The following is a 12041-nucleotide window of genomic DNA, read 5'->3' on the forward strand; positions in this document are numbered from 1 at the left end:
GTCTTTTTTCTCTGTTTGGTAAATTTCTTAAATATTATAGCTTAGACTAGTTGCGGTTAAAAGCAGCTAAATTGCAGCGTTTAAAGCATAAAAACGCCAATACTAAAAATAAATACTGACCAGGGCTTCTTTTGCTTTTTTTTTCGTTTGGTAAATTTATTAACACTTGTAGCTAGTTGCAATTTATGAACGAACATTCATTTTTACAACAAATGTTGTCATAAAGTGAAATGAGATCCCAGCGTCACGCGCTGGGATGACAAAAAAAGAGGCACTTGGATGACAAAAAAGGAGACACTGGGATGACAGGAGGAGTGGCAGGAAAAGGAAGTGCTGGGATGACACCCATAACTTTGTCATTCCAGCGCTTGAAGCACAACTGTACGAACGCTAACTATGGGTTAGCTGATAAAGAAAAAGCTGGAGATAGAGGGCTTTTTGGGTTGCATGGAATGTGAAATGAGTGTAGAAAAAATGTGAATTAGGAAGTTAACAGGGGATCTATGGCGAGTATGTTCAATTTCTAATCTGTTTTTCAGGTAACCAAAAAACCGTTTCGATGATAGATCTTTTCCTTAGAAAAATCTTCTCATTTGACGAGGTTAATGCGTTTTTCATACCCTTTTCACCTTGGTAACAAGTTTCAAACCTCGTTCAAACAACTCATGAAAAAGCTCTTTTGCAATATAACCTTTATCTCCAAATAAAAGACCGGTCAGTTAGGTTTGGCACAGGGTTCCTTTCATCAACATTACCTTTTGTCAACCTTGAATTTCACCTTTTTCATTGATTACCATATGTAACTTGAAACCAAAAAATCAGCCATAAGAACTCTTGCTTAATTTTGCAATTTCAGCAAAACTTTGTTTTTAGATATTCTTTTCGCATGCGATAAGAGTTGAATTAACATAGGAAATGCCTGTTTCTTTTGCTTACTCACACAACCATTGCAGCAACATTGCTAAATACCATAGAACCGAGGTTTTAGAGTAATAAACCTATCATGAAAAGGTAGTTTAGGAAAGTCTGACTCGTGTCGCAACTTTAAGTAACGTATGTAAAATGACTTAAAGTTTTCATACCTGGGTTGCCGGTATAATAGAATTATTGTTATAATTTCAGATTTCTGGTACTCTTGTGGGTTTTTACCGTTGGGTAGTAGCCTGCTTGCAAAATTTTCGTCTATTATTTTGCAATAATCATCTACAAAACAGGATAATTCTGTTATTACTTTTATTCATTGGGTGATCTCCTATTGTTGCTAAAACACTGGAGTTTACCCTATTTCTCTTCTTTCCTCCACTCTCTTTCTAAGCCATAGTTAGCGCTATAAGGAGAAAGTTGTGAAAAATTTGATCAAAAGGGCACGGGAATTTGGTTATACTTTAATAAAAAAACATGAACCAATAGAGAGAGTTTGTTAGAAGGAGGTGTTGATAGCAGTTTAAACTACGTTAATCCTTATTTGTCAGATCAAGTATGAATTACTACACGTGCCGGCTGTCGGACTTGAACTGACAACCTACTGATTACAAGTCAGTTGCTCTACCAATTGAGCTAAGCCGGCGTTAAATACGTTAACAATATACAATTATCAATGAATTTTCGTCAACTAATTTTTAAAATTATCAAAATACTGCATAATACAATAATATGGGAAAATTTTTATTGAAGCCAAAAAAGAGCCTAGGGCAAAATTTTATTTTATCGAGTGAGATAACGAAAAAAATAGTCGTTTTAGCTGGTAATCTGGAAGATTTTAACGTTATTGAAATTGGTCCTGGATATGGTGCATTAACAAGGGAAATATTGGCACATAATCCAAGGTCTCTGCTTGCTATAGAAAAAGATAGCAATTTAGTGAAATACCATAATCAACTGCTGAATGAGTATCAGGGAAGGTATAGAATCGTAGAAGCGGATGCACTGCATGTTATAGAAGAAAAGCTAATAGAACGCCCAGTCAAAGTCATTGCTAATCTACCTTACAATGTCTCGGTAGCATTATTTTTGAAGTGGTTAAACAACATAAAATTTTTTACAAGTTTGACATTGATGTTTCAGAAAGAGGTAGCAGATCGCATTATAGCAAGACCTAATTCCAAAGACTATGGTTCTCTATCGGTGCTAAGCCAGTTACTGTGCAATATAAGAAAGGAATTTGATATTGAACCTAAAGAGTTTTTTCCAAGACCGAAAGTGCATTCTTCAGTAATTACAGTAAATCCTTTACCTACCCAAAGATTTGCAGTAAATTTGGAAACCTTGACAAAGTTAACGCGCGCTGTTTTTGCTCAAAGAAGAAAGATGCTAAGGAATAGCTTGCAAAATATAACAAGTCATGCTGAAACCGTTCTTGAAAACGCCAAATTAAATGGTAATGAACGTCCAGAAAACTTAACTATTGAACAATTTTGTTTGCTGGCAAACGTTATACAAAAAGAATTGTTCAATGGTTAAGATAGCATATTAAATCGGGATGTTAAACAACTTAGTAATTTTTGAAATACAGCGCTAATTATAATCAGCCACTCTAGTAAATATTTTGTTGATATGTCAATATTATAATAAAGGTTTTAATTAATTAGGTAATGCTATGGATAACACAATAACATTTGAACTACCAGCAAATGAATATAACATTGAGTCTTCTTTCAATCATCGTGAAGGTTATGAATCTATACGGATATGGGGATACAACGAGGAAGGCTCTGTGTCTTTGCTGGACTATAGTCGTTCTCATGATCCAAACGATATGACTTATTACACAATACTAACATTTCCTAACTGTGTTGAAGATAACCTTCAAAAAGGTTTGTCTATCAACAAAATTGAATTTGATCATGAAAGCGATAACCCTACTATCAATGTGAAGTTTCAAGCCGAAGCCGAAACAGATATCCAGGCTATCAAAGATAGTATTAAAAATTGCGGTTTTAAAGTGAAGTGAGTAAAAAGGGCTCTGTGTTACAGAGCCTATATCACCTTAACTCTTGACTTTACCTTATAAAATTTATACTTTATTTACTGTTGCAGTCTAAGTTTATAGGGTCGAAATATGGCGTTAAATCCGCTAGAACAGTTTAAGATACATACAATAGTAGAATTACCCAAACTATTTGGGCATGATATAAATTTTACCAACTCATCTCTTTTTATGATGATTTCGGTAATATCAGCTATATTCTTCTTACTCTTGGGAGTAAGGAAAAGATCAGTAATACCAGGATATTTGCAAGCTGCAGTTGAGTGTGTATATGATTTTGTGATTTCAATAATAGAAAGTAACACTGGAAGCAAAGGCTTGGAGCACATTCCTTTGATATTTACAGTATTTATTTTCACTTTATCGTGTAATTTAGTAGGCGTTCTTCCTTATAGTTTTACAGTTACAAGTCATGTGATAATTACTTTTGCCTTATCGATGGTAGTTTTTACTTACACAACAGTTGTTGGGTTCAAAGAAGGGGGAGTAAAGTTTTTACGCATATTATTGCCGGAGGGCACTCCGCCGTGGCTGGCGCCCATGATGGTTTTCATTAAGCTATTTGCCTACTTGGCAAGGCCTATAAGTTTATCAATAAGGCTTGCAGCAAATATGATTGCGGGTCATACGATCATCAAAGTGATAGCAGGATTTATTATGAACATGCACGTAATTCTAACCCCTATACCGTTTTTATTTATAATCACATTAATAGGGTTTGAAGTGTTCGTTGCAATTCTACAGGCCTATATATTCACCTCTCTAACATGTGTATATTTATCAGATGCAGTAAAGTAATTGACTTTATCTGCAGAACATTTTATAATTAATATCGTAAGGAAATGGTTAAAGGTAATATATGGATTTAGTAGCTTTAAAATTTATAGCGATTGGCTTAAGTGTACTTGGTATGCTTGGGGCAGGTCTTGGTGTAGCAAATATATTTTCTACTATGCTAAGTGGGCTTGCAAGAAACCCTGAATCAGAGGATAAAATGAAAAAATATGTCTATACAGGGGCAGCTTTAGTTGAAGCAATGGGGTTATTTGCGTTTCTGCTTGCACTACTATTAATATTTGTTGTTTAATATGCCACAACTTGATGTTTCAACTTTCTTTTCTCAAGTTTTTTGGTTTTTAATTCTTTTCTCTTTACTTTTTTTTGTAGTAAGTTGTTTATTTCTGCCAAAGTTAGATGAAATAATAAGCGTTAGGAATAAGAAGGCACTGGATTCTTTTAATAGTTCCATCCACCTTCTAAAACTTATAGAAAACCAGACTGTTAAATATAACGCAGCTTTAAATGAAGCTAGAGTGCAAGCAAAAAAGGTTGTAGATAATGCACTTACCCAAGTAGAAGAAATGAGAGCAAGTGTGAAAGATATATTAGAAGAGGAAGACAAAAAAATGAGCAAACTTGTTAAAGAAAAAGTAGCAAGATTTAAATCTGAGTACACTGATGAACTAAAGCGAATAGCTACTGGTATTGCCTTAATTTACTGCAGTAAATTGACCAATTCTGAAATTGAAGAGGAGTTTGTTGCTAGCTTGGTATCTAAAGAATTCTAGAGGTTTTTATGTCTACATCACTGATTGTCAGTCTTGCTTTTTTGGTAGGTTTTATCCTTTCATATAAATTACTAAGGAAGGTGATAAAAAACGCTCTTAATAATAAGCGTGACAAGAGCAAACTTACGAATGAAGAGGTTGAAAAATTCAGAAGAGATATGTTGGAGTATTATAGAGAGTCTTCTGAGAAATACAAAAGATTAGATGCAGAAGTTAATAAAATGATGAATGAAGCTCTTGATAAGGCTAATAGTATCATTAAACACAGTAGACAGCAGCTGGACCAGACGTTAGATGATAATACCCGTTCTCATTTAAAGAAAGTTACTGACCAAGTTGAAAAAACCATTGGAGATTTACAAGCTAATACAGCAAGTATAGCCGCTGATGCTGTAAAAAAAATAATGCAGGAGCACAAGGATGACAAGCGCAGCAGCGAGGTCATATCTTCACTTTCACGTGATTTAAATAAAAAATTGCATTAGATTTAATGCAACAGCTGCCTATACTTCAAATTAATGATATAGAAAAAATCAAGCTTAACTCCAGTTTGTGTAAAGAGCAAGAAAAGTTTTTTTACTACAAATCTAATATAGTTCCTTGGCAAAAATTAAATAATACTACTTTTTTTATGGTTGAAGATGCGAGTCAAGATATCAGCCACTGGATCAAGGCTAACTACGGTGATGGTTGCGTACTAATAGAAGCAGATGGTGAACAGATTTTAGATTTTCTTAACTCGTGCTTTGGTGTTTCAGAATTTGCAAGCAACTATTTATGCTATAAAAACCCTGATTTTTCAGCCAAGAATATTAAACTAAGTTCAATATTTTTTGCTTCTTTCTTTATTATAATTTCAATTTTAACATTAACAGAGAAGTATACATACTTTGCTTTAATGTTGATATTTATAGTTGGATGTTCTAGCTATTTGTTCAAATTTATAACTACAGTTTTTGGCTTATGTGAAACCTACAACCGAAAAATAGATTATGATAAGATAAACGCAGAAGACTTCCCTATATATACAATTTTATTGCCTACCTTTAAAGGAGGCGCAGTGATAGAGTAATTGATTGAAAGCATTGAAAGTTTAGATTACCCAAAATCAAAATTAGATGTAAAGCTCCTTATAGAAAGTGACGACCAGGAAATGCTTTTAGCTGTAGAAAAACATACTTTACCGCAATATTTTGAAGTGATAAAAATGCCTCATTCTTTGCCTAAGACGAAGGCTAAGTCATGCAATTATGCCATGAGCTTTGCCAAAGGAAAGTATGTAGTAATATATGATGCAGATGACAAGCCAGATCCACTGCAATTAAAAAAAGCATTGGTTGAATTTAATAAGGGCGACGATAAGTTAGCCTGTGTGCAAGCAAGATTAAATTATTACAATTATAACTACAACTTTCTGACGAAATCCTTCTCTTTAGAATACATGAGCTGGTTTCAGTACTTATTGCCTGGATTCCAAAGAATGGACATGCCGATACCTTTGGGTGGTAGCAGTAATCATTTTTCAGTAGAAGTTTTAAGAAAAGTGCTTCTTTGGGATGCTTATAATGTCACTGAAGACGCTGACCTAGGTTTGAGACTTGCACAAATAGGATATAAAACTAGGATTATTGACTCAGAAACATTGGAAGAATCACCAACTACTGTGTTTGCCTGGATCAAGCAAAGAGCGCGTTGGATTAAAGGCTATATGCAAACTTATGTTGTCCATCTAAGGAGCGTAAGATCACTTTATAGGCACAATGGACTTAAAGGAATTTTGTTATTGAATCTTTTTGTTGGCTCGGCAGCCTTTATATTTTTCACTACTCCATTTTTATTGCTTTCATTAATGTTAACTCAAATTTTAAATGAGTTGTTTTTGTGCTACTTTGTAGTGGTATACATTACCAACCTGATTCTCTTGGCAGTAGCGATCAAGCAGCAAAAGATGCCTTTTTACCTTTATGTAGTGTCAATATTCCTCCCTGTTTATAATTTGCTACATAGCGTTGCAGCTTTTTTCGCCTTGTGGGAATTTATCATTCATCCTCATCGATGGAACAAAACTCAGCATGGTTTATGGAACAAGAGCAATCAAAATCCGTAGTTATTTGGCTCTTCCTCTGCTCTGTCATGGTAATCCTTATGGTAGGAATTGGCGGGTTTACCAGACTTTCAAAAGCAGGATTGTCTATCACAGAGTGGAAGCCCATCACTGGAGCGTTACCGCCACTAAGTGAGCAAGACTGGCTACAAGAAAAATCAAAATATGAGACTACACCTGAATATAAAACATTTAATTATGGGATGAGCATGGAGGAGTTTCGCGCTATATATTTAATAGAATATATACATAGATTGGTTGCAAGGCTAACAGGTTTAGTGTTTGTCCTACCATTTGTATATTTTATGCTAAAAAGGAAAATATCTAAAAAGGCAGTAATAAGGCTGTCCATGGCACTATTATTTGGAGCGTTACAAGCTCTCGCTGGTTGGTATATGGTTAAAAGTGGTCTGATAGCTGAACCTCATGTTAGTCACTATAGGCTCGCACTTCACTTACTGCTAGCGTTGGCTATTTTTGCATTATTGTCGTACCAATTTTTTGATTATCAAATCAAGCCAAAGCAGACTAAACTTAAGATTAGCGGCAACACTATACATTACACAGGAACGATCTTGGCTCTAATTGTAATACAAATAACTTTCGGGGCGTTTGTTGCAGGATTAAATGCTGGTCTAATTTACAATACCTTTCCACTAATGGATGGATATATCATTCCGGAAGATTTATTTTTTTTACAGCCTACATTGCTAAATATCTTTGAGAACAGAGCAACAGTGCAATTCATACACCGAGTACTGGCATTGCTGATATTAGTTCTGACAGTAATCCTCACAATAAAAAATGCCGGTGTAAAACCGGTATATGTCATGCTGTTCTCTGTCCTAACTCAGGTAATTTTAGGAGTAATTACTTTATTGCTGCACATACCGATAACCATTGCTATAGCTCACCAAGTGTTTTCATTCATCTTATTTGGATCAGGCTTATATTTCTTATGTTATTTAAGAAAGAACTGTATTCAAAGCTAATACCACATCGCCGATTCGCACATTTTCTCCTTCCTGAACAGGAATGTTTTTTATTACCATTTCTGATTCAGCGCATATGATATTTTCCATTTTCATCGCTTCTACAACAAATAAGGGCTGCCCTATCTCTACCTGATCTCCAACATTTACGTGTAATTTAACTAATAAACCAGATATTGGAGATTTTACGGCATCTACTGAGATCCCATCTGTTTCATTATTTAGTATTAACTCACTTAATTTAGCTACATGAGGTTTAAATACACAGCACTCAGCTTGCATTCCAGCATGTTTTATAAAGTGTTTACTGTCTTGCCTTTCTACTTTAAGTGTTATATCGGTATCATTGTTAATCGTGATACATAGCAGCCCGTAACTTGATTTCCATTTGCCTGCTATGGAGTATGTATTGTGGTTATATACTGTTGTTAATGTATTATCTTGATACTTTGCGTTTACAGGGTACTTATTGTCATTTATTTTCACTACAAGCGCTTCATCTATTGATTTATTGTAATACCTCTTCTCGTTTCCCAAATGAACATATAACGCAGCGAAAATAAATATTTTAATATACTCTTCTGTAATAAAATCGCCGTGAAATCCACTTGGATAATGGTCTGGAATAAATCTCGTGTGGAGTTTTGCTGCAACAAAATTTGGATGATGAAAGATGGATTCTAGAAATTCTATATTGTTTGTCACTCCCCCTATATAACATTCAGATAAAGCTTTTTGCATTCTGCTGATTGCCTCTATTCTATCTTTTCCATATGTCACCACTTTTGCAATCATCGAGTCATAAAACATGCTGATTTCTGAACCTGCAGCAACTCCATCATCTATTCTAACATAATTGCTTTCATTCGGTTTGTCGTAATATTTTATTCTTCCGCTGGAAGGGAAAAATTTCTTTGATGGATCTTCAGCACAAATTCTGCTTTCTATTGCAGAACCAGCAAGTTTAATATCATTCTGACTGAACCTTAATTTTTCTCCACAGGAGGTTCTAATCATTTCTTCTACTATGTCTATTCCAGTTACAAATTCTGTTACTGGATGCTCAACTTGCAATCTTGTATTTACCTCAAGAAAATAGAAGTTCTGGTTCTGATCTACAACAAACTCAACAGTACCTGCTGAAAAATAGCCAACTTGCTTTGCCAAAGAAACACATTGGGCATACATTTCTTGTCTTACCTTCTCACTGATAAACGGACTTGGTGTCTCTTCTATTATCTTCTGATTGTTCCTTTGTACTGAACATTCCCTCTCTCCAAGACACACTACATTGCCATATTTATCTGCTATGATTTGTATTTCGATGTGTCTTGGTAACTCTATATATTTTTCTATAAAGATACTATCATCCTTAAAACTCTTCTCTGCTTCGTTCGTTGCTGATATAAATGCTAGTTCAATCTCCTTTTTGGAGTTTACAATTCTCATGCCTTTACCACCGCCGCCTGATGCAGCTTTCAGCATGACGGGAAAACCAATTTCCTCAGCAACACTGGCTGCATGAGTGGCATCGTCGATCTTGCCCATGTATCCTGGCACTACATTCACTCCAGCTTTTCTTGCGGATTCCTTTGCTGTTATTTTATTTGCTGTAACTTCTATTGTTTCTGCACTTGGGCCGATGAAATCTATATTGTGTTTTTGCAGAGCGCGTGGAAAATCTGGATTTTCTGCTAAAAAGCCATAACCAGGATGAACTGCCTGTGCACCTGTTTCAACTGCTACTTCGCATATTTTTTCGGTGTTTAAGTAACTGAGATAAGCGGGCGAAGGACCAATGTGCCTTGACTCATCTGCTTGCCTTACATGCACAGAATTTACATCTGCATCCGAATATACACACACGCAAGATATGCCCATTCTGCGAGCAGTTCTGATGATCCTGCAGGCAATTTCCCCTCTGTTTGCTATTAAAATCTTACTATACTTCTTTTCTGTCATTATATAAGTATACTTTCTTAAGAATCACTCTTAAGAAAGTACATTTCTATATCGTTGCCTGCAAGCGATTTCTAACTTTATGCTGGAGCTAAACCATTATTACCTAAAGGGTGCATAGCATTAGTATCTGTTACCATAGTGCTTCCATCATACAAGCCGTATATCCCATTACATGCCTTAAATAATAAACATGTAGATCCCCCAGAAGCTATTGTAGCCACTGAAGCTAGTGCAAGAGGTTGAGAAACCAAAAATAAAAAGTACAAGGATAAACACAAAGCAGCAATACACGCTATAGCTCCTACTATATATAAACACAAATGAAATTTTCTATTACATACAAAGCTATCTTTTATGTCTGCGATTTGCTTAACTTCCTTCCGTTCTGCAGAATCCAAGAAGTAAAGAGGAGCTGCTGCTATTCTCTTGTGAAGGATGTAGCTTTTATCGCAGAGTGCATCTTTAATATATTGTTTATTACATTTAAGTTCCTCTTTTAATTTTTTTATTTCCTTCCAATCTTTGGCTTCTTCTGCTTTTTTAATTTTTTGATTAGCCTCTTCTTCTAAGTAATTCACAATCTCTTTGAGTGCAGGTAGCAGAATTCTATTCTTTGCTGCTATATGGAATGGGTTCTCTCCATTTCCGTCACGCGCAGTTACATAAGCAACATTCTCTTTGCAAATTCTAACAAATTCATCTTTGTTTCCTCCTGCAGCTGCAAATAAGTTTTTATGTTGAGCCATAACATACCCCGCTATATTTAACCAACATTAAATTATACAACATAAATTATGAAAAATAAATGCAATTTTATCCCCATAGGACCAGTAATTTACAGTAATTCCGCATTGTTGCAAGCATAAATTTTAGCTATCATCGTTTGCGTTACTATAATAACTAAACATGTCAAACATAATTACTAGATTCGCTCCATCGCCAACGGGGTTTTTGCACATTGGTGGAGCTCGTACTGCTTTATTTAATTGGCTCTATGCAAAGCATCATCGCGGAAAATTTTTGCTGAGAATTGAGGACACTGACAGAAAGCGTTCAACACAGGAGGCAATCGATGCGATAATAGATGGACTGAAATGGCTTGGTATAAACTATGATGGAGAAATAATATACCAATCAAAAAGGATAGAGCGGCATGTTGAAGTTGCAAATATCCTTGCTCAGAAAGGCAGTGCATATCACTGTTATTGCCCTGAGGATGAAGTTGCAGCAAAGAAGGCAAAAGCAAGAGAAGAAGGAAAAATATACAAGCATAAGTGTACTAGTGCAACACCAGGCGTAAAACCTGTTGTCCGCTTTAGAGTGCCAGACTCGCAAGATATTATTGTTGATGATAAAATATACGGCCAAATTAAAGTAAATAGCGGGCAGCTTGATGATATAGTGATTTTACGTTCTGACAACACTCCAACATATATTTTCGCTGTGGTGGTTGACGACCATGATGCTGGAATAACTGACATAATACGCGGTTCTGACCATCTTACCAATACTTTTAAGCAATTACTAATATACCAAGCTCTTGATTTTGATATTCCACGTTTTGCGCATGTACCACTTATCCATGGAGAAGACGGAAATAAGCTGTCCAAAAGGCACGGCGCTGCAAGTGTTTGCGATTACGAGAAGATGGGAATATTGCCTCAGGCGATGCGTAATTACCTGCTCAGACTTGGCTGGAGTCATGGCAATGATGAGATTATTAGCGGTGAGCAAGCGATGGAGTGGTTTAACTTAGAAAACATCGGTCATTCGCCTGCACGGCTTGATTTTAAAAAATTGGAGCATTTAAATAACCATTATATCAACAACATGAGCAATGAAGATATTCTGCCTCTAATGCTTGGAGAAAATACTCTAGCTGAGAAGAAAAAGAACTATTTACTGCAGGGACTAACGGAACTAAAAAAAAGAGCAAATTACCTGACCGAACTGCTCGATTTAGCGCAGTTTTATATCAAAGATCCACCACTTGATTTAAGCGAAGAGGCTGAGCAAATTGTCAGATCCAACCTCGATATAATCAAGTTACTTGCGTCATTTCTCTCGAATATCGGTGATGAAAGCTGGAATAAGAGCTTTTTGTCCTCTCAAATCGAGGAATTTTCAAAATTGCATAGTGTGAAAATAAGCGATATTTACCACTCATTACGGGCCCCAATAACTGGGATAATGGATGCACCTGGAATTATTGACATAATGGTAATCCTTGGTAAAGATGAGTGTATAAGGAGATTGCAAGCAATTTAAATGAAACAAAAAACTACTTGACAAATTCCTCCAAACCCATTACCATAACATTGGAGCTATTCATTTAGCTTCAATCTGTGCAGATTAAACGACAAGAGTATTAAGATTGGCGTCTTATGTTTAATTTTTTGCACTATGTGCACCTTATGTCTTTATTAATT

Annotated in this window: 13 protein-coding genes, 1 tRNA gene and 1 pseudogene; 11 read left to right on the forward strand and 4 right to left on the reverse strand. The window is 35.5% G+C overall.

Annotation, left to right across the window (positions count from 1 at the left end; all coding sequences use genetic code 11):
- Positions 1–275: 275 nt before the first annotated feature.
- Complete coding sequence (locus DM84_RS01715; RefSeq protein ID WP_250777979.1) at positions 276–458, forward strand: hypothetical protein; 183 nt, start codon at positions 276–278, stop codon at positions 456–458.
- Here DM84_RS01715 and DM84_RS01720 read toward each other — a convergent pair.
- Together DM84_RS01720 and DM84_RS01725 are read right to left on the reverse strand one after the other, a co-directional pair.
- Positions 402–1237: pseudogene (locus tag DM84_RS01720) on the reverse strand (IS982 family transposase). The gene DM84_RS01715 and the pseudogene DM84_RS01720 overlap by 57 nt on opposite strands.
- Positions 1238–1494: 257 nt before the next feature.
- Positions 1495–1567, reverse strand: a tRNA-Thr gene (locus DM84_RS01725).
- 86 nt (positions 1568–1653) lie between these two features.
- Between DM84_RS01725 and rsmA the strand changes: the two genes are divergently transcribed.
- From rsmA to DM84_RS01770, 9 genes are all read left to right on the forward strand, one after another.
- Positions 1654–2460: a 16S rRNA (adenine(1518)-N(6)/adenine(1519)-N(6))-dimethyltransferase RsmA gene (rsmA, locus tag DM84_RS01730; protein WP_250777981.1), complete on the forward strand. Its 807-nt coding sequence runs from the start codon at positions 1654–1656 to the stop codon at positions 2458–2460.
- Positions 2461–2596: 136 nt separating this feature from the next.
- Entirely contained in the window at positions 2597–2950 is a 354-nt protein-coding gene (locus DM84_RS01735) for a hypothetical protein (RefSeq protein ID WP_250777984.1), read from the forward strand.
- A 108-nt stretch (positions 2951–3058) separates the two neighbouring features.
- On the forward strand, positions 3059–3784 hold the full coding sequence (locus tag DM84_RS01740) for a F0F1 ATP synthase subunit A (protein ID WP_250777986.1): 726 nt from the start codon (positions 3059–3061) through the stop codon (positions 3782–3784).
- A gap of 61 nt (positions 3785–3845) precedes the next feature.
- The gene (locus DM84_RS01745; RefSeq protein WP_168455548.1) at positions 3846–4073 is read left to right on the forward strand and encodes a F0F1 ATP synthase subunit C; all 228 of its coding nucleotides are present in this window, start codon (positions 3846–3848) and stop codon (positions 4071–4073) included.
- 1 nt (position 4074) lies between these two features.
- Entirely contained in the window at positions 4075–4554 is a 480-nt protein-coding gene (locus DM84_RS01750) for a F0F1 ATP synthase subunit B family protein (protein WP_250777988.1), read from the forward strand.
- 8 nt (positions 4555–4562) lie between these two features.
- The gene (locus DM84_RS01755) at positions 4563–5039 is read left to right on the forward strand and encodes a hypothetical protein (protein WP_250777989.1); all 477 of its coding nucleotides are present in this window, start codon (positions 4563–4565) and stop codon (positions 5037–5039) included.
- 5 nt (positions 5040–5044) lie between these two features.
- Positions 5045–5626 carry a hypothetical protein gene (locus DM84_RS01760; RefSeq protein WP_250777991.1) on the forward strand — a complete coding sequence of 194 codons (582 nt, stop codon included), beginning with the start codon at positions 5045–5047 and terminating at the stop codon, positions 5624–5626.
- Positions 5627–6661: a glycosyltransferase family 2 protein gene (locus DM84_RS01765; RefSeq protein WP_250777993.1), complete on the forward strand. Its 1035-nt coding sequence runs from the start codon at positions 5627–5629 to the stop codon at positions 6659–6661.
- Positions 6634–7650, forward strand: a complete 1017-nt coding sequence (locus DM84_RS01770; RefSeq protein ID WP_349305097.1) for a COX15/CtaA family protein — start codon at positions 6634–6636, stop codon at positions 7648–7650. Before DM84_RS01765 ends, DM84_RS01770 begins: the two co-directional genes overlap by 28 nt.
- Here DM84_RS01770 and DM84_RS01775 read toward each other — a convergent pair.
- Positions 7624–9612: an acetyl-CoA carboxylase biotin carboxylase subunit gene (locus DM84_RS01775; RefSeq protein WP_250777995.1), complete on the reverse strand. Its 1989-nt coding sequence runs from the start codon at positions 9610–9612 to the stop codon at positions 7624–7626. The two genes, DM84_RS01770 and DM84_RS01775, sit on opposite strands and share 27 nt — an antisense overlap.
- Before the next feature lie 77 nt (positions 9613–9689).
- Positions 9690–10358 (reverse strand): ankyrin repeat domain-containing protein, encoded by a 669-nt coding sequence (locus DM84_RS01780; protein WP_250777997.1) that lies wholly within the window; start codon positions 10356–10358, stop codon positions 9690–9692.
- A 160-nt stretch (positions 10359–10518) separates the two neighbouring features.
- Between DM84_RS01780 and gltX the strand changes: the two genes are divergently transcribed.
- Positions 10519–11880: a glutamate--tRNA ligase gene (gene gltX, locus DM84_RS01785; RefSeq protein WP_250777999.1), complete on the forward strand. Its 1362-nt coding sequence runs from the start codon at positions 10519–10521 to the stop codon at positions 11878–11880.
- Positions 11881–12041 lie beyond the last annotated feature (161 nt).

Source organism: Wolbachia pipientis, assembly GCF_023661085.1.
Classification (GTDB): domain Bacteria; phylum Pseudomonadota; class Alphaproteobacteria; order Rickettsiales; family Anaplasmataceae; genus Wolbachia.